Source organism: Novosphingobium sp. BL-S-32 (genome assembly GCF_056857055.1).
In genome coordinates this window covers 2,066,523-2,092,741 of record NZ_CM166476.1, presented here as the reverse complement: position 1 = coordinate 2,092,741, position 26,219 = coordinate 2,066,523, and the positions used below count along the sequence as shown (strand labels likewise).

24 protein-coding genes and 1 pseudogene are annotated in these 26,219 nt (G+C 65.4%); 14 read left to right on the top strand and 11 right to left on the bottom strand.

Translation table 11 applies throughout. The annotated features are described in order from the left end of the window. Positions 1–9: 9 nt before the first annotated feature. Positions 10–303, bottom strand: a complete 294-nt coding sequence (locus tag AC1VVK_RS09650) for an RNA-binding S4 domain-containing protein (RefSeq protein WP_132387590.1) — start codon at positions 301–303, stop codon at positions 10–12. A 34-nt stretch (positions 304–337) separates the two neighbouring features. Further along, entirely contained in the window at positions 338–2,905 is a 2,568-nt protein-coding gene (locus tag AC1VVK_RS09645) for a helicase-related protein (protein WP_482902807.1), read from the bottom strand. A 287-nt stretch (positions 2,906–3,192) separates the two neighbouring features. Between AC1VVK_RS09645 and AC1VVK_RS09640 the strand changes: the two genes are divergently transcribed. The 5 genes and pseudogenes from AC1VVK_RS09640 to AC1VVK_RS09620 all read left to right on the top strand — a co-directional run bounded on the left by AC1VVK_RS09640 (position 3,193) and on the right by AC1VVK_RS09620 (position 7,271). Further along, positions 3,193–4,746, top strand: coding sequence for a peptidoglycan DD-metalloendopeptidase family protein (locus tag AC1VVK_RS09640; RefSeq protein WP_482902806.1), 1,554 nt, complete (start codon positions 3,193–3,195; stop codon positions 4,744–4,746). A gap of 100 nt (positions 4,747–4,846) precedes the next feature. After that, a complete protein-coding gene (hemB, locus tag AC1VVK_RS09635; protein WP_482902805.1) occupies positions 4,847–5,842 on the top strand; it encodes a porphobilinogen synthase in 996 nt (331 codons plus the stop codon). 4 nt (positions 5,843–5,846) lie between these two features. Further along, positions 5,847–6,410: a GNAT family N-acetyltransferase gene (locus AC1VVK_RS09630; protein WP_482902804.1), complete on the top strand. Its 564-nt coding sequence runs from the start codon at positions 5,847–5,849 to the stop codon at positions 6,408–6,410. Between the two features lie 16 nt (positions 6,411–6,426). Further along, positions 6,427–6,990: a gamma carbonic anhydrase family protein gene (locus AC1VVK_RS09625; RefSeq protein ID WP_482902803.1), complete on the top strand. Its 564-nt coding sequence runs from the start codon at positions 6,427–6,429 to the stop codon at positions 6,988–6,990. Further along, positions 6,990–7,271, top strand: a pseudogene (locus AC1VVK_RS09620) (DUF167 domain-containing protein). Before AC1VVK_RS09625 ends, AC1VVK_RS09620 begins: the two are co-directional and overlap by 1 nt. Before the next feature lie 112 nt (positions 7,272–7,383). Here the strand turns inward: AC1VVK_RS09620 and AC1VVK_RS09615 are convergent. The 5 genes from AC1VVK_RS09615 to AC1VVK_RS09595 form a co-directional block, all read right to left on the bottom strand. Continuing rightward, on the bottom strand, positions 7,384–7,785 hold the full coding sequence (locus tag AC1VVK_RS09615) for a group II truncated hemoglobin (RefSeq protein ID WP_482902802.1): 402 nt from the start codon (positions 7,783–7,785) through the stop codon (positions 7,384–7,386). Positions 7,786–7,861: 76 nt separating this feature from the next. After that, the gene (locus AC1VVK_RS09610; protein WP_482902801.1) at positions 7,862–9,454 is read right to left on the bottom strand and encodes a cisplatin damage response ATP-dependent DNA ligase; all 1,593 of its coding nucleotides are present in this window, start codon (positions 9,452–9,454) and stop codon (positions 7,862–7,864) included. Positions 9,455–9,643: 189 nt separating this feature from the next. Beyond that, positions 9,644–10,648, bottom strand: coding sequence for a ligase-associated DNA damage response exonuclease (locus AC1VVK_RS09605; RefSeq protein ID WP_482902800.1), 1,005 nt, complete (start codon positions 10,646–10,648; stop codon positions 9,644–9,646). Positions 10,649–10,716: 68 nt separating this feature from the next. After that, a complete protein-coding gene (clpA, locus tag AC1VVK_RS09600) occupies positions 10,717–13,086 on the bottom strand; it encodes an ATP-dependent Clp protease ATP-binding subunit ClpA (protein WP_132387572.1) in 2,370 nt (789 codons plus the stop codon). 166 nt (positions 13,087–13,252) lie between these two features. After that, positions 13,253–13,471, bottom strand: coding sequence for a DUF1192 domain-containing protein (locus AC1VVK_RS09595; RefSeq protein WP_132387570.1), 219 nt, complete (start codon positions 13,469–13,471; stop codon positions 13,253–13,255). Positions 13,472–13,584: 113 nt separating this feature from the next. On the opposite strand from AC1VVK_RS09595, the gene AC1VVK_RS09590 reads away from it, so the two are divergent. Further along, the gene (locus AC1VVK_RS09590) at positions 13,585–14,562 is read left to right on the top strand and encodes an NAD(P)H-quinone oxidoreductase (protein ID WP_482902799.1); all 978 of its coding nucleotides are present in this window, start codon (positions 13,585–13,587) and stop codon (positions 14,560–14,562) included. 240 nt (positions 14,563–14,802) lie between these two features. Then, positions 14,803–15,510 carry a DUF1013 domain-containing protein gene (locus AC1VVK_RS09585; RefSeq protein WP_132387566.1) on the top strand — a complete coding sequence of 236 codons (708 nt, stop codon included), beginning with the start codon at positions 14,803–14,805 and terminating at the stop codon, positions 15,508–15,510. A 345-nt stretch (positions 15,511–15,855) separates the two neighbouring features. Here AC1VVK_RS09585 and AC1VVK_RS09580 read toward each other — a convergent pair whose 3' ends face one another. Together AC1VVK_RS09580 and AC1VVK_RS09575 are read right to left on the bottom strand one after the other, a co-directional pair. After that, the gene (locus AC1VVK_RS09580) at positions 15,856–16,266 is read right to left on the bottom strand and encodes a bactofilin family protein (protein ID WP_132388525.1); all 411 of its coding nucleotides are present in this window, start codon (positions 16,264–16,266) and stop codon (positions 15,856–15,858) included. A 4-nt stretch (positions 16,267–16,270) separates the two neighbouring features. After that, a complete protein-coding gene (locus tag AC1VVK_RS09575; protein ID WP_482902798.1) occupies positions 16,271–17,407 on the bottom strand; it encodes a M23 family metallopeptidase in 1,137 nt (378 codons plus the stop codon). Between the two features lie 327 nt (positions 17,408–17,734). Between AC1VVK_RS09575 and AC1VVK_RS09570 the strand changes: the two genes are divergently transcribed. From AC1VVK_RS09570 to AC1VVK_RS09540, 7 genes are all read left to right on the top strand, one after another. Continuing rightward, the gene (locus AC1VVK_RS09570) at positions 17,735–19,024 is read left to right on the top strand and encodes a glutamate-5-semialdehyde dehydrogenase (protein WP_482902797.1); all 1,290 of its coding nucleotides are present in this window, start codon (positions 17,735–17,737) and stop codon (positions 19,022–19,024) included. Next, entirely contained in the window at positions 19,021–19,719 is a 699-nt protein-coding gene (locus AC1VVK_RS09565; protein ID WP_482905146.1) for a nicotinate-nucleotide adenylyltransferase, read from the top strand. Before AC1VVK_RS09570 ends, AC1VVK_RS09565 begins: the two co-directional genes overlap by 4 nt. A 113-nt stretch (positions 19,720–19,832) precedes the next feature. Next, a complete protein-coding gene (rsfS, locus tag AC1VVK_RS09560; RefSeq protein WP_207904688.1) occupies positions 19,833–20,231 on the top strand; it encodes a ribosome silencing factor in 399 nt (132 codons plus the stop codon). A gap of 127 nt (positions 20,232–20,358) precedes the next feature. Beyond that, positions 20,359–20,784 carry a 23S rRNA (pseudouridine(1915)-N(3))-methyltransferase RlmH gene (locus AC1VVK_RS09555; protein WP_132387560.1) on the top strand — a complete coding sequence of 142 codons (426 nt, stop codon included), beginning with the start codon at positions 20,359–20,361 and terminating at the stop codon, positions 20,782–20,784. Between the two features lie 159 nt (positions 20,785–20,943). Next, positions 20,944–21,639 (top strand): sterol desaturase family protein, encoded by a 696-nt coding sequence (locus AC1VVK_RS09550; protein ID WP_482902796.1) that lies wholly within the window; start codon positions 20,944–20,946, stop codon positions 21,637–21,639. Positions 21,640–21,689: 50 nt separating this feature from the next. Continuing rightward, on the top strand, positions 21,690–22,991 hold the full coding sequence (locus tag AC1VVK_RS09545; protein WP_482902795.1) for an MFS transporter: 1,302 nt from the start codon (positions 21,690–21,692) through the stop codon (positions 22,989–22,991). Positions 22,992–23,100: 109 nt separating this feature from the next. Further along, on the top strand, positions 23,101–24,513 hold the full coding sequence (locus AC1VVK_RS09540; protein ID WP_482902794.1) for a PAS domain-containing protein: 1,413 nt from the start codon (positions 23,101–23,103) through the stop codon (positions 24,511–24,513). A 56-nt stretch (positions 24,514–24,569) separates the two neighbouring features. Here the strand turns inward: AC1VVK_RS09540 and AC1VVK_RS09535 are convergent, their stop codons facing one another. Together AC1VVK_RS09535 and murA are read right to left on the bottom strand one after the other, a co-directional pair. After that, positions 24,570–24,800: a hypothetical protein gene (locus AC1VVK_RS09535; RefSeq protein ID WP_132387554.1), complete on the bottom strand. Its 231-nt coding sequence runs from the start codon at positions 24,798–24,800 to the stop codon at positions 24,570–24,572. Between the two features lie 114 nt (positions 24,801–24,914). Further along, positions 24,915–26,198 (bottom strand): UDP-N-acetylglucosamine 1-carboxyvinyltransferase, encoded by a 1,284-nt coding sequence (gene murA / locus AC1VVK_RS09530; protein WP_482902793.1) that lies wholly within the window; start codon positions 26,196–26,198, stop codon positions 24,915–24,917. Positions 26,199–26,219 lie beyond the last annotated feature (21 nt).

Here is a 26,219-nt window from a genome sequence, read left to right as displayed (position 1 = left end):
TTCCTCTTTTCAGACCTCGTTTCGATTGGCCGCTGCTATGGGATCACCGGGTACCCCGTCAAGCACTCTATAGCACGTGTGCGCCTCCGGGGCGGGTCCTCGACGTGTTGGCAGGGCAAGGATTTCTATCACCCTGACACCCTCCGCTGTAGGTACGGTGAGTACATCGCCGACAGAAACTTTCTGGTGGGCGCGTTCGACACGCCTGCCGTTGATCCGCAAATGCCCGGCCTCGGCCATGGCCTGGGCCAGCGGGCGCGTCTTCGAAAGGCGCAGAAACCAAAGCAGCTTGTCGATCCTCAACGCAGCCCCCGTATCTTGCGCGCCGGGCCCGTCATCAGCGCCCCCTGTCGGCCCCGATTAGTTCGCCAAGCGCTGCGAAGGCGCTGTCCGCGCGGACCGGCTGCACCCGCACTTCCTCGACCTGGCGCCGCGGCGGCCGCCAGCGCCAGCGCACCGGCGCGGGCGGCCCATGCGCGTCCTCGGCAAGCGGGCGCGGCATCACGGGCTGGAATCCGGCCATGCGCAGCAGCCGCGCATAGCTTGAGGTGGTCAGGCCCATGGAGACTGCACGCGCCGGATCGAGCGCGAAATCGCGTGAGGCAGGCCCAGTGCCACGTGCCTCATGGGCTTCGCGCAGGAGCTTTTCGGCCATGTCGAGCCGGATGAGTTGTTTGCCGAGATTGCGATAGCCCGGCGCGCGCTGGCGCTTGGCCGCGTCCATCGCGGGGGGCATCGCCGCATCGGGCTCACCACCGGGTGCCTGCTTGCCGGCGACCCGGGCGAGCTGGCGCCAGAGCGCGATCGGGCCGGGGCGCAGCATTGCGGGAAGGAAGAGATCGAGCGCGCCGACGCGCACGCCGATCCGCGCGAGCATGGTGCGGCGTCCCTTGTCGAGCCGGTCCACACCGGTTTCTTCGCGCGCGGCCATGCCGCCGCGTTCGACCAGCGAGATCAGCAGTGCACGCAAGTCCGGGCCGGCTTCCTCCGAGCGACTCGCTTCGTCCAGCTTGCGCAGCGGGGCGAGCGGTTCCAGCGCGGTCTCGAGCCAAGCTTCCAGCGCGGCGACAAGCGCCTTGCGCGATGGCGCGGGAATCGCATCGAGCACCCGTTCGGGCACCAGCACCGGGGCCAGCAGCGAGCGCCCGGCAGTCAGGGTGGCGATCCGCTCGCCCTCCCAGCTGATAGCGCCGCCATCGAGAGTCAGCGGCGCGCCGCCTTCGTGGATGGCGGCAGCCAGCGCATCGGCGCGGGCCTGGAGCAGGGCGGGCAAGTGCCTTTCGGCGGCGGCCAGCAGGAGCTTGCGGTCGGTCAGGCGCGCGCCGGGATCGACCTGGAAGCCGAAACCGCGCAGCGAGCCGATGTGCTCGCCCTCCACCAGCACTTCCTCGTCTTCGAGACGGACCGAGAGCAGTCCGGCGTCGGGACCGAGTTTCTTCATGAGCACGGCAGTCCTGCGATTGATGAAACGTTCGGTAAGCTTGCCATGAAGCGCGTCGGAAAGCCGCGCTTCGACCGCCCGTGCGCGCGCCGCCATTTCATCGCGGGCGAGCACCCAGTCGGGGCGCTGGGCGATATAGGCCCATGAACGGATTGCGGCAATCCGGCCTTGCAGGGTGTCGATATCACCGCCGGTGCGGTCCAGCTGGGCGATCTGCTGCGCCATGTAGTCCGCACCCAGTTCGCCCTGCTTCAGGTCCTGCCAGAGCCGGGCAATGAAGCGTGCATGGGTTTCCGAGCCTTGCTGGCGGAAGTCCGGCAGACGGCAGACTTCCCAGAACCGGGCGATCTGGGCGCGCCCGTTCACGGTGCCGGCGATGTCCGGGTCTTCGGCAAGGCGCTTCAGCACCGCAAGGTCGATGGCCTCTGGCGCGGGGGCCAGTTCGGGGCGTTCTGGCGGGGCCTCCAGATCGGCAATCAGTGTGGCGATACTGTCGAAGCGGGGTTCCGGATCGCGCCAGAACAGCTTGGTCAGCGGCGGGAAGCGATGTTCCTCGATCGCATAGACTTCTTCCGGCTCGAATTCGGAATCGTGCCCGCCCGATCCGGTCAGGGTGCCGAAAGTGCCGTCCCGCTGGTGGCGTCCGGCGCGCCCGGCGATCTGCGCCATCTCGGCAGTGGTGAGGCGGCGATGGCGGCGGCCGTCGAACTTGGAGAGTCCGGCGAAGGCGACATGTTCGATATCGAGATTGAGGCCCATGCCGATGGCATCGGTGGCGACGAGGTAATCGACTTCGCCCGACTGGTAGAGCGCGACCTGGGCATTACGCGTCTGCGGGCTCAGCGCGCCCATCACCACGGCGGCGCCGCCCCGGAAGCGGCGCAGCATTTCAGCAATGGCGTAGACCTGCTCGGCCGAAAAGGCGACGATGGCGCTGCGCGGGGGAATGCGGCTGAGCTTCTTCGCGCCCGAATGGCTGAGCGTGGAAAAGCGGGGGCGGGAGACCACCTCGACGCCCGGCACCAGCGCTTTCACCAGCGGTTCGATGGTGGCCGAGCCCAGGATCATCGTCTCCTCGCGGCCGCGCGCGTGGAGCAGGCGGTCGGTGAAGACATGGCCGCGTTCGCGGTCGGCGGCGAGCTGGGCCTCGTCGATGGCGACGAAAGCGAGGCTACGGTCGGTGACCGGCATGGCCTCGGCCGTGCACAGCAGGTAGCGGGCGTTCTTCGGCTCGATCCGCTCTTCGCCGGTGATCAGGGCAACGTTGTTCTCGCCCTTGATCTTGCAGACACGGTCATAGACCTCGCGCGCAAGCAGGCGCAGCGGGAAACCGATGGCGCCGCTGGAATGGGCACAAAGCCGCTCGATGGCGAGGTGGGTTTTGCCGGTGTTCGTCGGGCCGAGCACCGCCTTTACCCCGCTGGGAGCGTCGTATCGCGACGAGGCATGCGGCGCGTAAGGCATTACTCTTCCGATTTGGCATCCCGGCCACGCACCCGCAAGGCCCGGTTCGCCGAAAATCGGGGCAGTAATCCACAACGTTAGGCAGCAATTAACCTTGAACGGGCAGGACTCGTGCGCACGGCCTTTATCGGGGCCACGACTGGGGACTCGGGTCTGCCGCCGTTCGGAGCACTTCCGATGGCCGGCGGGGGTGGAAGAGGGACGGGCATCTGTTCAAGGATCTTGGACAAGGCGGAAGCATAGAGGCCGGCAACAGCGCGCAAGCCGCGGCGCTGTCGCATGCGCAAATGCTTACCCCCGAGTCCGCGCCCGCACCGGTCGAGCCGTCCATTTCCGCCAGAGCGCGCCTGTCCGACCGGATCTCGCGCTGGAAATGCGGAATCGAGCACTGGTGCGAGCGTGTGGAGATCGCTCCTGACCTTGCCTGCGATATCGGCAGCCGGAGGTGGCTGCGGGGCATGGCGACCATGCTTGGCCTGTCGGTAGCGGCGTTCGCCTTCTGGCCTGATTTCTCCGCAGTGGAGGCTGCGACGTCGATGCCGCTCGCCGCGCGTGAGCGAGACGAATTCCGCAGCCAGTCGATTGCCCCTCTGGCATTGGGCGCCGACTCCGGTCGCCATATGGGCGCGAGTCCGTTGGTTCGTCCGCTTGCCAGCGTGCCCGAGCGCCCGAGCGTGGATCTGGTGGCGACGCTGGGTCAGGGAGACAGCTTCGCGCGGATGCTCGAACGGATCGGCGTGGGCGACGATGACGCCGCGCGGATCGGCGCGCTGGTCGGGCAGGCGGTGCCGCTTGGCGAGATCGCGCCCGGAACCCAGTTCGACGTGACGCTGGGTAACCGGCCTGCACCGGGAGCGCCGCGTGCGCTGAACGCCATGGATTTTCGCGCGCGGTTCGACCTCGATCTTGCGATTCAGCGTGGCGGCGGCGGGCTTTCGCTGGTGCGCCGCCCGATTCATGTCGACGAGACGCCGCTGCGCATTCGCGGCACCGTGGGGTCCAGCCTCTATCGCTCGGCGCGCAATGCCGGGGCGCCGGTCGCCGCGATTCAGGCCTATCTTCAGGCGGTCGACAAGTATCTCAGCCTCGAGAGCGACATCCGCCCGAACGACGAGTTCGATATCGTCGTGGCCTACAAGCGCTCGGCCAAGGGCGAGCGGGAGATCGGCAATCTGCTCTACGCGGGGCTCGAACACGAGGGCAGGGCGCGCCTCCAACTTCTGCGCTGGGGACAGGACGGCGACATGGTTGCCGCCTCGGGCCTTGCCGATTCCAGCGGCAGCAGCACGCCCGCCGGCATGCCGGTGGCGGGGCACATGACTTCGCCCTACGGCATGCGCCGCCATCCGATCCTCGGCTATGTGCGGATGCACGCCGGTATCGACTTCGGCGCGGCTTATGGCTCGCCGATTTATGCCGTGGCTGACGGCACGGTGACATTCTCGGGCCGCCACGGCGGCCACGGCAATTACGTGCGCATCGAGCATGCGGGCGGCCTTGGCACCGGTTACGGCCACATGAGCCGGATCGCGGTCTCTGCCGGAAGCCACGTTCGTGCCGGGCAGGTGATCGGCTATGTCGGGTCCTCGGGGCTCTCGACCGGCCCGCATCTTCACTTCGAAGCCTATCGCGGCGGTCAGACGATCAACCCGGCAGGGCTGCGCTTCACGTCGCGGCCGCAGATCGACGGCCGGGAAAAGAACGCCTTCGATGCGCGGATGAAGTCATTGCTCAATGTTCAGCCCGGCGACGCGCTGGGCGCGATCGCTCCGGCAACCAATTCGCCGATCGGCGCGCAGCGCGAAATCGATCGGCTGGAGCCGAAAAACACCGTGAACTGACGGGTTCGCCGTTAGCGGTGCATGTAGCGCAAGCAGGCTTGCCCGCTTGGACAGTCCTTCCGATTGAACAGGCACGGCTTTTCCGGCAATCACCGCTGCCATGACTGGATCCTATCCCCACACTCGCCTGCGCCGCACGCGCGCCACGGTCTGGAGCCGTGCCATGCACCGCGAGACGGTGCTGACTCCCGCCGATCTCATCTGGCCGGTCTTCGTGACCGAAGGAACGGGTGTCGAGCAGCCGATTTCCTCGCTGCCGGGCGTCTCGCGCTGGTCGGTGGACCTGCTTGTCCAGCGGGCCCGCGAAGCGGCCGATCTGGGCATTCCCTGCATCGCGCTGTTCCCCGATACCCAGCCCGAGCGCCGCAGCGCCGACGGCGCCGAGGCGCTTAATCCCGACAACCTGATGTGCCGCGCCTTGCGCGCAATCCGTGATGAACTCGGCGATTCCATCGGCCTGCTCACCGATGTCGCGCTCGATCCCTATACCAGCCACGGGCAGGACGGCCTGCTGGACGACAAGGGCTACGTGCTCAATGACGAGACGCTGGAAGTGCTGGTCGGCCAGTCGCTGAATCAGGCGGCGGCGGGCGCCGATATCATCGCGCCTTCGGACATGATGGACGGCCGTATCGGCGCGATCCGCGACGCGCTGGAGGACGAAGGCCACATCAACGTCCAGATCATGAGCTATGCCGCCAAGTATGCTTCGGCCTTCTACGGCCCGTTCCGCGATGCGGTGAACACGCGCGGCCTGCTCAAGGGGGACAAGAAGACCTACCAGATGGACCCGGCCAACGCCGAGGAAGCGCTGCGTGAGGTGGAGATGGACCTGGCCGAGGGCGCGGACAGCGTCATGGTCAAGCCGGGACTGCCATACCTCGACATCGTGCGCCGGGTGAAGGAGACTTTCGAGGTTCCGGTCTTCGCCTATCAGGTCTCGGGCGAATACGCGATGATCGAGGCGGCGGTGGCGGCCGGTGCTGCGGAGCGGGACGCGATGGTGCTGGAAACGCTGCTCGCCTTCAAGCGCGCGGGCTGCTCGGGCGTGTTGACCTACCATGCCGTCCACGCAGCGCGTCTCTTGCAGAAATGATGTGATGACGGACTTTCTGCTGGAGACCGACCGGCTGGTATTGCGCGGTTGGACAGACGAAGACGCCACGCCGTTCCTGGCCATGTGCAGCGATCCGGCCGTGATGGAATTCCTCGGCCCGCTCGCCAGCGCCGCCCAAGTGGCGGAGATCATCGCGCGGCAGCAGGGTTTCCAGCGCGACCATGGGCATTGCTTTTGGGCCATCGAACGCAAGTCAGACGGGCAATTCCTCGGCTTCTGCGGCCTGAAGCCGGGGCCGGTCGGTACGCCGCTGGAAGGCCGTGTGGAGATCGGTTGGCGACTGGCGCGCGAGGCCTGGGGGCAGGGCTATGCGCGTGAATCGGCAGCGGCGAGCCTCGACTGGGGCTTCACCGTGTTCGGGGCGGATGCGATCCTGGCGATGACGGTGCTGGGCAACAGCCGGTCATGGGGATTGATGGAGCGATTGGGCATGACTCGCCGCCACGATCAGGATTTCGATCATCCCGCGCTTGCGCCTGAAGATCCCTTGCGGCCGCACATCGTCTATTCGATCACGCAGGCCGAATGGGCGGCGCAGGCGCGCTGACATCCGGGGGAGAGGAATGACCATGAATCGCACCGACATTACCGTGGCGGCCTTCAACGGCAAGGCGCCGCGAATTCACTCCAGCGCCTTTATCGCCCCCGGCTGCCGGATCATCGGCGATGTCGAGATCGGGCCGGATGTCAGCATCTGGTACAACTGCGTGATCCGCGCCGACGTGAACCGCGTCGTCATCGGCGCGCGGACCAATGTGCAGGACGGCACGGTGATTCACTGCGACAGCCCTAAGCCTTCTCGGCCCGAGGGCTATGCGACGCTGATCGGCGAGGACGTGCTGATCGGGCATATGGCGATGGTCCATGGCTCGACGCTGGAAGATCGCGCTTTCGTGGGCCTCGGCGCCATTGTCATGGATGGCAGCTATATCGAGTCCGACGGCATGCTGGCGGCCGGGGCCCAGCTTACCGGCAAGCGCATCGGTGCGCGGCAGCTGTGGATGGGGCGCCCGGCGAAATATCTGCGCGATCTCGATGACGAGACCATCGCAGCCAATCAGGCGGGCGTGAAAGGCTACGTCATCAACGGCCGTCTGCACGCCGAGGCGCTGGGCCTGAACGGCTGATGGCGAAGCCCAAGGGCGCGCTTCCGCCTGTCGAAGCGATCCGCGCGCTGGTGGACAGCGAATAGCGGCTGGCCGTGCGGGTCACGCCGGGGGCGAAAGGGGAAGCGCTGGAGATTGCCGAAGGGCGTCTCCACGCGAAAGTGCGCGCCAAGCCCGAGGACGGCAAGGCCAACGAGGCTGTGCGCAAGCTTCTCGCCGCGGCGCTGGATCTGGCGCCCTCACGAATCGAATTGTTGCGCGGCGCAACTTCGCGCGAGAAGCAGTTTCACGTGGATCTTTGATGTCCGCCCTGGAACGGGAGGCGAAGCGCTGACGGAGGGAGCTTGCATCCTTAGGTGTGGCTTTGATCCTTCGACAAGCTCAGGATGAGCGGAATCGCTCGGGAGAGGGTATTCAGCCCGGCCTTGCCATGCTCCGCGCCATGCGAGTCAGCGCGTCGGTCATGGCCTGCGCCACGTTGGCAGGTTCCGGTGCCACATCGGCCACCGCGCGGGCCATCGCTTCGGCCCATTGCATGGCGGTCGCGCGATCGATCGGGAAATTCTTGTGCAGGCTCATCATGCATTTGCCCGGATTGGCTTCGAACCAGTCGCGCGGACCGCCGGCCCAACCGGCCAGAAAGCGCGGCAGACTCTCGCGCATCGGACCGAGATCCTCGGCATGCATCGCCCGCAGTCCGGCGTAAGCCGGATCCCGCTCCATCAGGTCATAGAAGCGATTGGCGATCGCCGCGAACACGGGCGCGCCGCCGAGCAGGTCGTGCGGTGTTGCGGCGGGGGAGTTGTCGGTGGTCACGAATAGAATCTCTCAGACACGCAGATGGGGATGCGGATGGAATAGTCCATCGGTTCCACGTGGAACTTGATTCCGATCAATCGCGGATCATCGCCTGCAGCGTTGCGATGCGGTCGGCCTCGTGGGCGGGCTTGTCGGCGCGGATGCGGTGGATGCGGGGGAAGCGCATGGCAAGGCCGGACTTGTGGCGCTTGCTTGCGTGGACGGAATCGAAAGCCACTTCGAGCACCAGCGACTTGTCGGTTTCGCGAACCGGGCCGAAGCGGTTGACCGTGTGATTGCGGACATAGCGGTCCAGCCACTTCAGTTCCTCGTCGGTGAAGCCGAAATAGGCCTTTCCCACTGGCAAGAGTTCCGCGCCTGAATCCGGATCGCCCTCCCAGCAGCCGAACGTATAGTCCGAATAGAACGAACTGCGCTTGCCGCTGCCGCGCTGGGCATACATCAGCACGCAGTCGATCAGCAGTGGATCGCGCTTCCACTTGTACCAGAGCCCGGTCTTGCGCCCGGCGACATAAGGGCTGTCGCGCCGCTTCAGCATGACGCCTTCGATGGCATCCTCTCTCGCGCGTTCGCGGATCGCGGCGAGTTCCGCGAAATCGGCAGCCGGAATCACTGCGCTGAGATCGAAGCGCTCCGGATCGAGCCGGGCAATCAGTTCCTCCAGCCGTGCGCGGCGGTCGCTCCAGGGCAGGGGGCGCAGATCCTCGCCCTCCAGAATCAGGACGTCGTAGAGCCGGACGAAGGCGGGATAATCCGCCAGCATCTTCTTCGACACCGTCTTGCGCCCGAGCCGCTGCTGCAAGGCATTGAAGCTTGCCGCGCCGCCTTCCTCGCGGCCCTGATGGGCGCCGCGCACCAGCAATTCGCCATCGAGCACGGCATCGATGTGAAGCGCTTCGGCGATCTCGGGGAAGCTTCCGGAGATATCGTCGCCTGACCGCGAATAGACTCGCGTTTCGCCGTTTACGTGAACGACCTGGACGCGGATGCCGTCCCATTTCCATTCTGCGGCATAGCCCGCAAGGTCGAGTTCGGCGGCCTCCAGCGGATGCGCGAGCATGAAGGGGCGAAACAGCGGCAAGTGCTCGGCCGAGGGCGGCGCGGCGCCGTGCGCGGCCCAGCCGAACAGCGCGGCATAGGGGGCGGACTGGCCGTGCCAGTGTTCCTCCACGTCCTCCACGGACACGTCGAACGCCAATGCGAAGGCCGTCTTGGCCAGTCTGGCGGAAATGCCGATCCGCATGGCGCCGGTCGCGAGCTTGAGCAGGGCGTAGCGCTCTTCCGCGTCGAGCCGGTCGAGCAGCCGGGGCAGTTCCATCATGACGTTGGCGCGAGTCATGCGCGATAGCCTGTCGACCGCCTCGCTCACGGTGGGTGGATCTTCGGCGATATCCGGCCCGGGCCAGAGCAGGCTCGCGGTCTCCGCCGTGTCGCCGACATAATCGCGGCTGAGCGCCCAGAGTACCGGATCGACGCGTTCGGTCATCAGATTGCGGATGGTGGCGCTTTTCACGGCCGGAAAGTCGAGTCCGTCGGTCAGCGCTGCCAGCGCCCAGCCGCGATCGGGATCGGGGGTTTCGCGCAAGTAATCCGCCAGCAGCTTGAGCTTGGCGTTGCGGCTGCGGGTATAGACCAGCGCATCGAGCAGGGCGGCGAAGCGTCTCATGGACGGACCGGCTGGGGGCGATCTGCCCCGTACGAACCTCTATGCTTCCATAACCCTCGTCGTCCCCGCGAAGGCGGGGACCCCGCTTTTCTTGCGGCGTGGCAAAGAGGCAGCGGGGCCCCCGCCTTCGCGGGGGCGACGGGGTTTTGGAGGAAAGGAAGTGTCGGATGGGAGGGCATCTGCGCCATCTCAATCATCCTCGTCCTCGTAACCCACCAGCGCGAGTGCCCGTGCCCGGCGTTGGTTCAACTCGCACCAGCGCAGCATCGCATCCTCGCGGCCATGAGTGATCCATGTCTCGGCCGGATTCACCTCGGTTATGGTCCGGGTGAGTTCGTCCCAATCGGCGTGATCCGAGATGACGAGTGGAAGCTCAACCATCCGCTGGCGGGCGCGCTGACGGACGCGCATCCAGCCGGAGGCCATGGCGGTGATCGGGTCAGGCAGGCGACGACTCCAGCGGTCATTGAGCGCCGAAGGCGGCGCGATCACGATCTGCCCGGCGAGTTCCGGCGTCTTGACGTCACTCACCAGCCGCAAGTCGCCAAGATCGATCCCGAAGCGAGCGTAGAGGCGGCACATCGCCTCCATCGCCCCGTGGAGGTAGATCGGTGTGGTATGTCCCGCGCGGCGCAGTTCCGCGATCAGGCGCTGCGCTTTGCCCAGTGCATAGGCGCCGACAAGCACGCAGCGTTCCGGATTGGCGGCAAGAGTAGAGAGCAGCTTGGCAATCTCGTGCTCGACGGGCGGATGGCGGAACACCGGAAGCGCAAAGGTCGCCTCGGTGACGAGCACGTCGCAAGGCACCACCTCGAAAGGCGCGCAGGTGGGATCGGGGCGGCGCTTGAAATCGCCGGTGATGACGACGCGCTCGCCCGCGTGTTCGAGCAGGATCTGCGCCGATCCCAGCACGTGTCCGGCGGGAAAGAACGTGGCCGAGACATCGCCCGGCAGGCGTAGCGTCTCGCCATAAAGCACCGGCTGGGCGCCTTCGTTGGTGGCATAGCGCAGTTCCATGATCGCCAGCGTCTCCGGCGTCGCCACGGTCACGCCGTGGCCACCGCGCGCGTGATCGGAATGACCATGCGTCACCAGCGCATGGGCAACGGGGATCGAGGGATCGATCCAGCAATCGGCCGGAGCGATGTGGATGCCCTGGGGCTCCGGTCTGATCCAGGCGAAATCACGGGCCATGAATGGAAAAATGGGGCGGGAACCGCGTGGTTCCCACCCCATTTTCTCTTGAGTGCAGCAGCGCCGTCTCAGTCGTCGGTGTTGGGTTCCGGCTGGGTGCCGGGCTTCTTCACCGTCTTCTTCACGGCGGGCTTCTTCTTGGCCTTGACCACCTTGGGGGCGGCGGGGGCCAGTTCGAAGTTCAGCCCGTCTTCCTTGACCGAAACATGGACTTCGCCGCCGTAGGCCAGCTTGCCGAACAGCAGCTCTTCCGCCAGCGGCTGCTTGACCTTCTCCTGGATGACACGGGCCATCGGCCGCGCCCCGTAGAGCTTGTCATAGCCGCGATGGCCCAGCCATTCGCGCGCGTCGGAGTCGAACTGGATGTGGACGTTCTGGTCCGCCAGCTGGAGTTCCAGCTGAAGGATGAACTTGTCCACCACCCGGCTGATCGTTTCCTTGGCGAGATAGGCGAAGGGCACGATGGCATCGAGACGGTTGCGGAACTCGGGGCTGAACATCTGCTTCACCGCCTCGTCCCCGGCATCCGCCTTGGACGTGTCACCGAAACCGATGCCCTGCTTGGCCATGTCCGACGCGCCCGCGTTGGTGGTCATGATCAGGACCACGTTGCGGAAGTCCACGGTCTTGCCGTGGTGGTCGGTCAGCTTGCCGTTGTCCATCACCTGCAGGAGGATGTTGAACAGATCGGGGTGCGCCTTTTCGATTTCGTCGAGAAGGAGCACGCAGTGCGGCTGCTGGTCCACCGCATCGGTGAGCAGACCGCCCTGATCGAAGCCGACGTAGCCCGGAGGGGCGCCGATCAGACGGCTGACCGAGTGACGCTCCATATATTCGGACATGTCGAAGCGCTGGATCGGGATGCCCATGATCGAGGCGAGTTGCTTGGCGACCTCGGTCTTGCCGACGCCGGTGGGGCCGGAGAACAGGAACGAGCCGATCGGCTTGTCCGGATCGCGCAGGCCCGCGCGGCTGAGCTTCATCGCGGTGGAAAGCACCTCGATGGCCTTGTCCTGACCGAAGACCACGCGCTTCAGATCGCGTTCGAGGTTTTCGAGCGCCTTCTTGTCGTCCGAACTGACCGACTTGGGCGGGATGCGCGCCATCGTTGCGATCACCTGCTCGATTTCGCGCGCGGTGATCGTCTTCTTGCGGCGGCTGGGGGGCACCAGCATCTGCATCGCGCCCACTTCGTCGATCACGTCGATCGCCTTGTCGGGCAGCTTGCGGTCATTGATGTAGCGCGCCGAAAGCTCGACGGCGGTCTTGATCGCGTCCGGCGTGTACTTGACCTTGTGGTGTTCCTCGAAGGCCGTGCGCAGGCCGCGCAGGATCTTGATCGTGTCTTCCACCGTGGGTTCGTTCACGTCGATCTTCTGGAACCGGCGCAACAGGGCGCGGTCCTTCTCGAAGTGGTTGCGGAACTCCTTGTAGGTGGTCGAACCGATGCAGCGGATCGTGCCGCCCGACAGTGCGGGCTTCAGCAGGTTCGAAGCGTCCATCGCGCCGCCGCTGGTGGCGCCGGCGCCGATCACCGTGTGGATCTCGTCGATGAACAGGATCGCGTGCGGCATCTTCTCCAGTTCGGAGACGACCTGCTTCAGGCGTTCCTCGAAGTCACCGCGATAACGCGTGCCCGCCAGCAACGAGCCCATGTCGAGCGAGTAGATCACCGCTTCGGAAAGCACCTCGGGCACTTCGCCTTCGACGATCTTGCGCGCCAGACCTTCGGCGATGGCGGTCTTGCCGACGCCGGGATCGCCCACGTAGAGCGGGTTGTTCTTCGAACGGCGGCAGAGGATCTGGATCGTGCGGTCCACTTCGGGGCCGCGACCGATCAGCGGGTCGACCTTGCCCAGCAGCGCCTTCTCATTGAGATTGACGGTGAACTGGTCGAGCGCGGAATCCTTCTTGTTCGCGCTCTTGGTTTCGGCCTTCTCTTCGGGAGTCGGCGCCTGGTCTTCGCTGCCCTTGGGGGCGCGATCCTCGACGCGCTTGCCGCCCTTGCCGATGCCGTGGCTGATGTAGCTGACGGCGTCGAGGCGGCTCATGTCCTGCTGTTGCAGGAAGTAGACCGCATAGGAATCGCGCTCGGAGAACAGGGCAACCAGCACGTTGGCACCGGTCACGGTGTCCTTGCCGGAGGACTGGACATGCAGGATCGCTCGCTGGATCACGCGCTGGAAGCCGGCGGTGGGGGCGGGATCGCCCTTTTCCTCGGTCTTCAGCGACTGGTATTCCTGGTCGAGGTATTGGCGTACGACGTCACCGAGGTCGCCAAGGTCCACTCCGCATGCCTGCATGACCTGTGCCGCGTCCGGATCATCGATCAGGGCGAGCAGCAGGTGCTCGAGCGTTGCGTACTCATGGCTGCGCTCTGAAGCGTGCGAGAGCGCGGCGTGAAGGGTCTTTTCTAGGCTTTGCGCGAAGCTGGGCATCTAGGAAACTTTCATGTGGGAGTGGGACTCTCCTTGGGGGAAAGCTTGGGGCGGGGGAGCTTGAGGCAAGATATGGAATGTTCGGTTTCGGGTTTCCTGCTCCATATAGGCATGCTCGCGACGGTTGCGAGATGTTCGCCCGGGCGAGGGGTGAAGCTCGCGCCCGTCATGGCGTCTTGGGCCTGAACAGGGCATCGGCCGCGAGCATGTGTGCCTGGGCCGCGCGGCGATGCGCGCGGATCCGTTCGATTTCTGCTTCGAGGAGGGCGATGCGTGCGCCGAGTTCGTCCAGCGAATAGCGCTCCAGGCTTTCGCTGGCGAGAAGGCTGGCGGCTCCGAGTTCTACCTCGGGCGACCGCCGCCGCGGTCGATCATCATCGTCCATTGCATTGCAGCATCGGACCGGAGATGCTTGCTGTCAATGGTCTCAAAACATGTTCCCTTGTATAGTGGGTCTGTGGCAACAGGATGCCTATGTTAGTTAACGCCATTAAAGATATGACTGCGATCGGCTTCGATGCGCCGGGTGGTCCTGATGTGCTCAAGCCCGTCACTTTGCCGGTTCCCGAGCCGGGCCCGGGCGAAGTTCTGGTCAAGGTTGCCTATGCGGGCGTTAACCGCCCCGATGTGGTACAGCGTCAGGGCAAATATCCGCCGCCGCCGGGCGCCTCGCCGATTCCCGGCCTCGAAATCTCGGGGCAGGTCGCCGCGCTGGGGCAGGGGGTGACCGAGTTTCTGCCCGGCCAGTCGGTCTGTGCGCTCGTCAGTGGCGGCGGCTATGCCGAATATTGCCTGGCCAAGGCGGTGCACTGCCTGCCGGTGCCCGAAGGGCTTGGGCTGGATGAAGCGGCGGCGCTTCCGGAGACGCTTTTCACCGTCTGGCACAACGTGTTCGAGCGCGGCTACGCCCGCGATGGCGAGACGATGCTGGTCCATGGCGGCACCAGCGGTATCGGCACGATGGCGGCCATGCTGGGCCGGCATTTCGGGCTGACCGTGATCGTGACCTGTGGATCGCCCGAGAAGTGCGCCCGCGCGCTGGAGATCGGCGCGGCCCATGCGATCGACTACAAGACCAGCGATTTCGTCGAGGAAGTGGCGCGAATCACCGATGGCAAGGGCGTCGACCTCGTTCTGGACATGGTGGGCGGCGACTATGTCGCGCGCAATCTGAAGTGCCTCGCTGTCGACGGCCGGCATGTGACGATCGCGGTACAGGGCGGCACCCGGGCCGAGATCAACATGGCCGTGGTCATGACCCGTCGCTACACCCTCACCGGATCGACCCTGCGTCCGCGCTCGGATGCGTTCAAGGGACTGTTGGCGCAGGAAATTCTCGCCAATGCCTGGCCTCTGGTCGAGGACGGCGAACTGCGCCCGGTGATGGATGCGTGCTTCCCGCTGGCAGAGGCCGCTGCGGCCCATGCGCGGATGGAGGCGGGCGATCATGTCGGCAAGATCGTGCTGGAGATCTGACCCGGGCTGCCGTCCGCAAGTCGCGTACGGAAGATGCGCTGCCACGTAGTTTCGTGACGCGGTTGAGCAAATCCTGACTCGTCCCCCTGATGGTTTTGCCAAGTCGTTTCAAAATCACGCAGGATGGAATTGCCAAAATCAAGGCTTGTGCTTGCCGAAGCCGCAAAGTTTCCCTAAATCGGAGCCGTACGGCCGCTCCGCGAAGGGGCGGCCCTTATTGTTTCCGCCGGAGATAGAGACATGAGCCAGCCCACTCCGCTGATGCCGCACGCGACCGCCTCGTGGCTGGTCGACACGACAGCGTTGACCTTTGAGCAGATTGCCGAGTTCTGCGGCCTGCACATGCTCGAAGTGCAGGCGATGGCCGACGATCTGGCATCCGCCAAGTATACCGGCCGCGATCCGGTCCGCTCGGGAGAGCTGACCATGGAAGAGATCGAGAAGGGTCAGGCAAATCCCGAGTACAAGCTCAGGATGCACCGCGCCCCTGTTACCGTGAGCCGTACCAAGGGCCCGCGTTACACCCCGGTCTCGAAGCGTCAGGACAAGCCCGACGGCATTGCGTGGATTCTGCGCAATCACCCCGAGGTTTCGGACGCGCAGATCGGCAAGCTGATCGGCACCACGCGCAACACCATCGCCGCGATCCGCGATCGTTCGCACTGGAACATCGCCAACATCACGCCGAAGGATCCGGTCACGCTGGGCCTGTGCTCGCAGCGTGAACTCGATTTCATCGTCTTCAAGGCCGCCAAGAAGGCCGGCATCGAGGACGACGGCCTGAGCGATGAGCGTCTGGTCGACGATCGCGAAGCGCTGATCGAGGAACTGCGCGCCGAACGCGAAGCCGCCTCGCGCGCTGCTTCGGAAGCCGCGCAGGAAGCCGAAGTCGCCGCCTGGCTCCAGGCCAAGCGAGCTGCCGAGGCTGCGGGGGATCAGGGCGAGTAATCGTCCCTTCGTCTTCCACGCGACGAAATACAAAAAGCCCCGTGACGATGCGTTCGTCACGGGGCTTTTTGTTTGTGCGGGAGGTGGAGGGATATGCCGGGCGTAGGCCTACGCCAGATTGCAAAATCAAAAATCAAACGTCGTCGTCCCCGCGAAGGCGGGGACCCCGCTTTTCTTACGAGGTAGCGAAAAGGCAGCGCGGCCCCCGCCTTCGCGGGGGCGACGTCTGAGTTGCTTCATCACGCGCGCGGTGATGAACGAACGCTCGGGGGAACGACGGGGCTTTTCGCAGAGGAAGGGCAATAAACGGGTCTGTACCCATGCCCCCCCCTCAAACGCCGAATATCACTCCGCCGGAACCAGCTCGCTTTCATCGGTGAGCTGGGCGATGGCAGGCGGAATCTGCCCGCCGTTCGGGTTGAGCCGGCCTTCGAGGCGGGCGCCCTGTTCGATAGTGAGCGCGTCGTAGGAAACGTCGCCCTCGATGCGCGCGGTGCGCAGGATCACGACTTCGCGTGCGGAGATGCTGCCCCGCACGAAACCGGCAATGCGCACGGTCTCGGCGCTGATCGCACCCGCGATCTCGCTGGCATCGCCCTGGACGAGCGATTTGCAGGAAATGTCACCGGTTACGCGGCCGTCGATATGGAGATCGACAGAAGCCACGATGTTGCCGGTAATGGCAGTATCGGTGCCGAGCACCGAAAAGCTCGTGGAGCCGGTGCGGGCAGTTGTGCTGGAAAAGGTCTTGGCCATAGCGTTATCGGGCTTCTTGCTGAACATTTCGGGCGGCCTCTAGGAAGGTGCGCGGATTGACGGGCCGGTTGTTGATTCGCACCTCGAAGTGGAGGTGGGGGCCCGTGGAGCGGCCGGTCGAGCCCATTGCGGCGATGCGGGTACCGCCGTCGACGAGTTGGCCGGGATGGACGCTAAAGCCCGAAAGATGGCCGTAACGAGTCATCAAACCATTGCCGTGGCTGATCTCTACACAGTTGCCGTAACCCTGGCGCTGGCCGACGAAAGTCACGCGGCCTTTGGCGGCGGCGTAGATCGGCGAGCCCATCGGGCCGGGGAAGTCGAGTCCGGCGTGGAACGCAGCGCCGCCGGTGAAGGGGTCTGCGCGGTAGCCGAAGCTGGAGGAAACGTAGGCGACGTGCGCGGGGCTCACCTGCGGGATCGAGGCGAGGCCGTTTTCCAGCGCGTCCATGCGGGCAAGGCTCTGGCCAAGACGCTGGAAGCGCGGGTCGATCGAACCATCGGCCGCCGTGGAGAGCTTTTCGAGCGGACCACCCTCGCCGCCGCGATTGCCGGCAGCGATAGAGTTGGGATTGAGTCCGAGCTTGCGGATCGTGTCGGCGGTAGAGGCGGCACGGCGGTCGGCATAGCGGGTCAGGCGTTCAACGAAGGCGAGCTGTTCGGCTTCCACCCCGGCGAGCTTGCCGGCCTCGGGCACCGCGACGCTGACTTTCTTGACGGTTTTGGCGGCTTCGGCGCTGCTGTCGGCCCCGGTTTCACCGGGCTTGGCGTCTTCCGGCAGATCGCCGATGTGCGCTTCGACCATGGTCTCGATGAACTTCTGGCGGCGCGCAAGATCGGCCACGGTGCCGTCGAGATTATTGCGATACTGCTGTACGCGGCTCTCGGCAGTGGCGACATTGGCTTCGCGCATGCGCAGCATGGCATGCTCGCTGGTCGAGCTGAACTGCGAGACGGCGACCGCGCCCATCGACACGCACCAAGCGCCCAGCAGCATGGCGCAGGCGCCAGCGGCCACTTTCTGCATTCGCGACGAAATGCGGATGAAGCGGACCTGTCCCTGCGAGCGCATGATGAATTCGCGTTCGGGAAAAGCCGCCTGGAGACGCGATTTGAGCGTCTCGGCAGAGATGAACTTCAAAACGACCCCGCTTGGAAAGCTTGTTCTTGACCCCGGGCGGCGGGCTAGCAGGGGAGGGGGGCAAAGGCGAATCGACTCGCCCCGAATGGTTGCAAAAACGGGATGAGACGGACCGCGGTTGCGATGAATTGAGGGAACGGTTGCGCATTTGCGGCAAACCGTTTTCCAGAATTAACCTCGATTCGCGGCTCTATCCTGTTGAATTCGCGCAAAAGTACCAGAGATTCGCAAAATTTCCCTGTGGATGACTGACAGGCGACGATTGCATGACATGCATCGGTCGGCCGCATCGGTGACAGGTTCGCGCAACGGTGCTACGCCGCCTCCATGACCGAGCAGACCACGCTTGCCGCCCAAGAGGTTGTCGAGGCTCCCGAGGCGCTTGTCGCCCGGTTGGCCCACGCAGGCCGCGCCGCCCAGCGCGACCTTGCGAAGATGAGCGATGCGCAGAAGGCAGACGCCCTGCGCGCCGCCGCTGCCGCGCTACGCCGCGCCGCGCCAGCGATTCTTGCCGCCAATGCGATCGATGTGGCGGCCGGGGAGGCCAAGGGCCTGACCGGCGCGATGCTCGACCGTCTGCGCCTCGATTCCGCAAGGCTCGCCGGTATCGCCGATGCCGTGGAGCAAGTGGCGGGGCTCGCCGATCCGGTCGGCGAAGTGATTTCCACCGGCGAGCGACCCAACGGCCTCCAGCTTTCGCGCGTGCGCATTCCGATCGGGCTGATCGGCATCATTTACGAAAGCCGTCCCAACGTCACCGCCGATGCCGCCGCGCTCTGCTTGCGTTCGGGCAATGCGGCGCTGCTGCGCGGCGGCACCGAAGCGCTTCATTCGAACCGGGCGATCCTTGACGCCATGACGTCAGGCCTTGTCGCTGCGGGCATGCCCGAGGCGGCGATTCAGCTCATGCCCACGCAGGACCGTGCGGCAGTCGGCGCCATGCTGACGGCGGCCGGGCTGATCGACATGATCGTGCCCCGCGGCGGCAAGAGCCTTGTCGCGCGCGTTCAGGCCGATGCGCGGGTGCCGGTGCTCGCGCACCTCGACGGCATCTGCCACACCTATATCCACGCCGCCGCCGATCCGGAGATGGCGGTGGGTCTTGCGCTCAATGCCAAGATGCGTCGCACCGGCATTTGCGGGGCGATGGAGACGCTGCTGCTCGATACGCAGTTCTCCGCTTCGGGTGCGGTAGTTCGCAAGCTGCTCGACGCAGGCTGCGAACTGCGCGGCGATGCCCGTGCGCAGGCACTCGATCCGCGCATTCTCCCCGCGAGCGACGAGGATTGGGATACCGAGTACCTCGATGCGGTCCTTTCGGTCGCAGTGGTGGACGGCCTCGATGCCGCACTCGATCATATTGCGGCGCATTCGTCGCATCACACCGATGTGATCGTCACCGAGGATGCGGCGACGGCGGAGCGCTTCCTGGCGGAAGTGGACAGCGCCATCGTCATGGTCAACGCATCGAGCCAGTTTGCCGATGGCGGCGAATTTGGGCTCGGCGCCGAGATCGGCATTGCCACGGGCCGTCTTCATGCGCGCGGACCGGTCGCGCTTGAAGGGCTGACGACATACAAGTGGATCGTGCGCGGCACCGGGCAGGCCCGACCCTGAGCGGCATTTTCTCGACCGAGGTGTCCCATCGGCGCGTCGGCCCCGTTACCGGGCTGCTGGGCGGCAGCTTCAATCCGGCGCATGGCGGGCACCGGCGGATCAGCCTTTTCGCAGCCGAAGCGCTGGGGCTCGACGAGGTCTGGTGGCTGGTTTCGCCCGGTAACCCGCTCAAGCCCAAGGCCGGCATGGCACCGCTTGCCGCCCGCTTGGACTCGGCCGCGAAGCAGGCGCGGCGTGCACAAATCCGGGCGACCGTGATCGAGCGCGAACTGGGCACCCGCTACACGGTCGACAGCCTGCGCGCACTGCTGCGGCGCTACCCCCGGCGGCGCTTTGTGTGGTTGATGGGGGCCGATAATCTGGCCCAGTTCCACCAGTGGAAAGACTGGCGCGCCATCGCGAGACTCATGCCGATTGCGGTAATTGCCCGTCCGGGGTATGATGGCGCTGCCTTCGCGAGCCCCGCGATGGCCTGGTTGGGGAGATTCCGGAGGCCCCAGCACAGTCTTCGCAGTCCGGAAAGGTGGAGCGCACCCGCGCTGGTGACATTGCGATTCGACCCCGATGAGCGGTCGGCCACGGCGATCCGCCAGGCCGATCCGGAGTGGGACCGAAAGTCCATGGAAAGACTTTCGCGCGCCGGCTTCCTTCGGGATGGTGTCACGCACCACCGTATCCCCGGACATGCAGCGTGAGTGGGGCATTTTGCCTTTCTTTCGCACGTCCGCATATCGAAAGTGAGATCGAAGGTGGCAGGATCCCCGGATCCTGCCCTGACGGTCGTGAGAAAGGAGCAGTACCCCACTAGATGCCACAGGCACAGATACAGCCGGCCGAAACCGGCGCCAAGCCCCCGGCCATTGTCGAGTCCGACGACCCGCAATTGGCCCTCGTCCTGCAAAGCCTTGACGACGATCAGGCGCAGGACCTTGTCACCATCGACCTCGAAGGCAAGTCGAGCATCGCCGATTTTATGGTGATCGCTTCGGGCCGTTCGACCCGCCAGGTGGCGGCGATGGCACAGAAACTCGGCGAACGACTCAAACAGGGCGGCTTCGGTCATGCCCGCATCGAAGGTCTGCCTGCAGCGGACTGGGTGCTGGTCGACGCCGGCAGCGTTGTCATTCACCTGTTCCGCCCGGAAGTGCGCAGCTTCTATAACCTTGAACGCATGTGGGGCTTTGACGGTCCTTCCGGCGCCGCCTGAGGTTTAGACAGGGCCTGATGGGATAGCCCGGCCGCGACGCGTGGCCGGGCCCTGAAACGGCAAGATGGCGCATCTCCATGCGCCACCGGGGCTTGCGCGCTCCGCACCGGGGGACGATGCTGGAGGAATGCTTCTCCACATCATCGCCCGCGGCAAGATCGCCCGCTCGCCCGAGGCCGAGCTGCTTGACCGCTATGCCAAGCGTCTCACATGGCCTTTCAGGCACACCGAACTGCCCGATACCGGCGGCAAAGTGCCGCCGCCCTCGCTTACGCCTTTCCGCGAAGTCCTGCTGGACGAACGCGGCAAGGTGATGAGTTCCGAGGAATTCGCCGAACTTCTGGGTCGCTGGCGCGATGAGGGCGTGCGCGAGTGCCGCTTCCTGATCGGCGCGGCGGACGGCCACGGCGACGAGGCCCGCGCCCGGGCCGACCATCTTCTCTGCTTCGGCCGGATGACCTGGCCCCATCTGCTGGCCCGCGCGATGCTGGCCGAGCAGTTGTGGCGGGCGACCGCCATTCTGGCGGGGCATCCATACCATCGGTCCGGCTGAGGGGTTCCTCTCCAGCGGTGACACCCCTCCGTCAGCGCTTCGCGCTGCCACCTCCCCTTGTAGGGGAGGAGCTTCGGTTGCGTGCTGGCCACGATCGATCTGACAGCGCATAAGCCCCCAATGCCTTCGATTTCCGGTCCCGGCCTTTGGGCGCTTTGCATGTCTGCCGTCAGCATGACGGCGATCGTCGGCCTGCGCTATCTCGGCACTTCGGGACTCTTCGCGTGGATCACCGCGCGGGTGCGGCCCGGACTCTACTCGGGCATGCAGGGGCAGGTTTGCGCCGAGATCCGCTGGTCGCTGCTGTCGAGCGCGATCTACGGAATCCCGGCGGGCGTGGTCGCCTGGGGCTGGCAGGCACACGGATGGACCCGGATCTACACCGATCCGCGCGCCTTTCCGCTCTGGTGGATGCCGCTTTCACTGCTCGTCTACCTCTTCCTCCATGACACCTGGTTTTACTGGACTCACCGCTGGATGCACCGACCGCGCGTGTTTCGGATGATGCATGCGGTCCACCACGCAAGCCGCCCGCCGACGGCATGGGCGGCGATGAGTTTCCATCCGCTGGAAGCGGTGACCGGCGCGGTAGTCATCCCGGCACTGGTCTTCGTGGTGCCGATTCACGTCGGCATGCTGGGGCTGGTGCTGACAATCATGACGGTGATGGGAATCGCCAATCACATGGGCTGGGAAATGTTCCCGCGCCGGCTGGTTACCTCGCGGCTGGGGCACTGGCTGATCACGGCGAGCCACCATCATCGCCATCACGAGCATTATCGCTGCAACTATGGACTCTATTTCCGCTTCTGGGATCACCTCTGCGGCACCGATCGCGGCATCGCCACGCCGTGAAAGCAGGCCGGGCGGTTGCCGATCAGGCGCTTGCGGCTTAACGCGGTAGGGTGACCAAGCAGCACGATATCGTCGAGGAACTGATCGAGGACGTCGTCGACGCGGCGACCTCGGGGCTGGTCCCGCGCCCCGCGCACGGCACATTCTCGCCGTTCCGCTATCCGGTGTTCCGCGCGATCTGGATCGCCAACTTGTTCTCGAACCTCGGCTCGACCCTCCAGAGCGTGGGAGCGGCCTGGCTGATGACCGAGCTGACCACGTCGCACAAACTGGTTGCGCTGGTGCAGGCCTCGGCAACTGTGCCCATCATGTTTCTGGGCGTCTTCGCCGGGGCTATCGCCGACAATTACGACCGCCGCATGGTCATGCTCATCTCGCAAGTGGGCATGCTGGTGGTCTCGGCGCTGCTGGCGGTGCTGACTTATGCCGGGTGGATGACGCCATACCTGCTGCTGAGCTTCACGTTCGGCGTGGGGACGGGCACAGCGCTCAATTCGCCCGCGTGGCAGGCCTCGGTGCGGCAACAGGTCGATCCCGAGCAATTGCCGCAGGCGATCGCGCTCAATTCGATCTCGTTCAACATCGCGCGCTCGGTTGGCCCGGCACTGGGCGGGCTACTGATCTCGATCTGGAATCCGGCTTTCGCATTCGCGATCAATGCGGTGAGCTATATCGGTCTGATCGTTGTGCTGCTCTGGTGGCGGCCCGAGGCGCGGACCATCAATGCCCGCCCGATCCTGCCCGCCGTCGGTGCTGGGATTGCCTTTTGCGCGCGGTCCGTGCCGCTGCGACGGATCCTGATTCGCGGCTTCGGGCTGGGCTTTTGCCTTGCAACTTTCCAGTCGCTGCTTCCGGGGGTGGTGAACACGTCGATCCACGGCAGCGAGGTCGATTATGGAATCATGCTCGGCCTGTTCGGCATCGGCTCGATACTGGCGGCGCCGTCGATCGGCCCGATTCGCCGTAGGCTGGGGCTGGAGGGCATTCTCGCACTGGGGGCGTCGCTCTATATCGTGGCGCTGCTGATTGCCGCGGCGGGGCATACGCTGGTGGCGGTCATGCCCAGCGCTTTTCTGGCCGGGGTGAGCTGGGTGCTGATTCTCACCACGATCAACACCGCCGTGCAGATGCGCTCGCCCGATGAGGTGCTGGGCCGCTGCCTGTCGATCTATCAGGCGGTGACGTTCGGCGGCATGGCGATGGGGGCCGGAACATGGGGCACGCTGGCGGACTGGAAGGGACTGCCGTTCGCACTCCACGGCGGGGCGGTGCTGCTGTTCGTGTCCTTCATCGTGCTGCGATTCATAGCGCCGATGCCGCGCCCGGGCGAGGGCGTGCTGCGACCGCGCTGACGGGGTTCGCGAGACAGGGCATTGCTACGCGGCATTTCCTGCCGCGCTTTAAAGAATGATTCACCACGATGGATCACAATCGGAACCACTGAAATGGGGTTTTCCGACGATGGATACGTTGCGCGGCGAGTTCACCACCCGGGATGGGCCGGATAGTGGCTATGATTCGGACGACAGCATCGGCGGGCATGAGACCCGCTCGTCTTTCGCCATGGGCGACGAACGGCGCATGCAGGTGCGCGCCTATAACTTCTGGGCCAGCCTGCTGGGGGACCGCCAGTTCCCCGACATTGCCGACCTGAGGCCGGACGAACACCCCGATTTCGGCCCTCACGGCGTCCTGCTCGACTTTTCCGGCGGTATCGACGATCCCCGGATCGCATGGCTCGGCGCCGCACTGGCCGAGGAATGCGGCGCGCAGGGCGAAATCGGCAGTCTGGGGCAAGTGCCCAGTCGCTCGCTGCTCTCGCGCATTACCGACCATTACATGCAGATTCTCGCCAACGAGGCGCCGATCGGATTCGAGGCGGAATTCGTCAATCTGCGCGGGGCGACAGTGCTCTATCGCGGCATCCTGCTGCCTTTCGCGCGGGATCCTTCGCGGATCGAGTGGATCTACGGCGTCATCAACTGGAAGGAGATCGCCGATCAGGCGAGCACCGACGCGCTGATGCGGCAGGTGGACGATATGCTCGTCGCACGTTCGCCGCTCCCGCGCGAGCCGCTGCCGCTCGGCGGCTGGGCCGATGGCCCGGCCGAAATCGCGGGTGCGGGCGGGGCCCTGCCCGATGTGGCTTTCGGCGAGGGTGAGGCTTTCGGCGGCTCGGGCGATGGCGAGTTCGTGCTCGATGACACGTTTATGCTCGGCGAACCGGGCATGCTCGATGAAACCGGCGAACTGGATATCCTCGAACTCACCGCCGACATGGAACTGGCCGATTGGCTGGCCTCCGCGCGCGAACTGGCGCAGGCGGCGGTGGGGGCCGAGGATCGCTCTCGTCAGGCGCTCTATGCGGCGATCGGCCGCGCCTACGACTTCGTGCTGGCGGCCTCTGACGCGCCCGATGAACTTGCCGAATTGCTGGAAGATGCGGGCCTCAAGGTGCAGGACCGTGCGCCGCTGGTGCCGCTCATGAAGCTCGTGTTCGGCGCCGACTATGACAAGACCCGCCTGACCGAATTCGCCGGAGTCATTGCCCATGCCCAGCGGTTGGGGCTCGGACGGGGCGATCTGACGCCGTTCCTGGCCGCGCAACCGGGCGGCATCAAGGCCGTCGTCCGCGACGAACGCCGCCTGCGCCGCGAGGAGAGCGACCGTGCCGCACAGGGCGAGACGCGCCATGATCGCATGGTGCGCGGCCTGCGCGCGCTATCGCCCAAGGCGCTGAGCGAAGTGGGCAAGGACAGCGAATTCACCATTCTCATTGCCCGCCGCGACGAACGTGGCGAGGTGGTACTCCTGGGCGAAGTCAGCGACGATGAGACGTTGCTGGACCGTGCCGCGCGCCGTCTGCTGGAATGAACATGCAAAAAGGGCGGCAACTGCGAAGTTGCCGCCCTTTTTGCATGTGGAGGGTTTTAATAGGTGGAAGGCGGATCGCTGGCGGGGAAGCTCTCGTCGATCGCCTCGTCGGTCTTCGACCACTTCTTCGGCTTGGTTGTCATGTTTTCGGGGCCCGCATCGCGTACCGGCGGGCACGCGGTTCCGTTGCCGGCGGTGGCCGCCAGCGGTTCTTCCTGGTCCCGGGTTGCGTACTTATAGAGCGCGTAGCCGGCGGCACCGGCGACGGCCAACTTGATCAGTCCCATCGGTCCTGCTCCTCTTTGGGGGACGTGGCCCCACCAGGCCCCCGGTGTCTGCATGGAATTGCCATTCCGGGGGTGTTCCACGTGAAGCAACGCAGGACGCTGGGCGCGGTTGCCTCAGTCGCCGCCGATCCGTTCGATCTGCGCGCCGACCAGAGCGAGCTTTTCCTCAAGCCGCTCATAACCGCGATCGAGGTGATAGAGCCGGTGGACTTGCGTCTCGCCCTCGGCCGCGAGGCCGGCGATCACCAGGCTCATCGAAGCGCGCAAGTCGGTCGCCATGACTTCGGCACCCGTCAGCTTCGGCACGCCGTGGACGATCGCGGTGCGGCCCTTGGTCTCGATATGTGCGCTCATGCGATTGAGTTCGGGAACGTGCATGTAGCGGTTCTCGAAGATCGTTTCGGTCAGCACGCTGGAGCCCTCGGCGCGGCAAAGCAGGGCCATGAGCTGGGCCTGCATGTCGGTGGCGAAACCGGGGTAGGGCGCGGTCGAGAGGGTGACGGGCTTCAACGGACCATCGGCGGCGACGTGGAGGCCTCCTGCAGTCTGCTCGACATGGACGCCGGCGTCGCGCAGGGCCTGCACGGTCGCTTCCATGTCCTCGATCTTGGCGCCCTTGAGCGTGACTTCACCGCCGGTGATCGCGGCCGCGCAGGCATAGGAGCCCGCTTCGATACGATCGGGCATGACCATGTAGGTCGCGCCGTGGAGGCGCTTCACGCCGTGGATGGTGAGGTCGGAAGTGCCGATGCCCTCGATCTGCGCGCCCATCGCGACGAGCAGGTTGCACAAGTCGACGATTTCCGGCTCGCGCGCGGCATTATGGAGCGTCGAGGTGCCGGTGCAGAGCACGGCGGCCATCAGCGCGTTCTCGGTCGCGCCGACCGAGACCACCGGGAAGGAATAGCGCCCGCCGGGCAAGCCACCATCGGGTGCAACGGCGCGGACGTAGCCCGCCGCCATCTCGATCTGGGCGCCAAGCGCTTCGAGCGCTTTCAGGTGCAGGTCGATCGGGCGATTGCCGATGGCGCAGCCGCCGGGCAGCGAGACGGTGGCCTCACCCATGCGCGCCAGCATCGGGCCGAGCACGAGGATCGAGGCGCGCATCTTGCGCACGAGGTCGTAAGGCGCGACCGAGCTGGTGATGCGCGTCGCCTGAAGCGTCATCACGCGGCCGAAATCTTCCGGGCGGTTGCCGGCGATCATCGTCGAGATGCCGAATTGGTTCATCAGGTGCTGGAACCCGTCGATGTCCGCCAGACGCGGCAGATTGCGCAGCGTCAGCGGTTCTTCGGTCAGCAGGGCGCAGGGCAGCAGGGTCAGCGCCGCGTTCTTCGCGCCCGAAACAGGAATCGTGCCGGAAAGGCGCTTGCCGCCTTCGATGATGATCTTGTCCATTTCCCGTCCTTTAGCGGGATT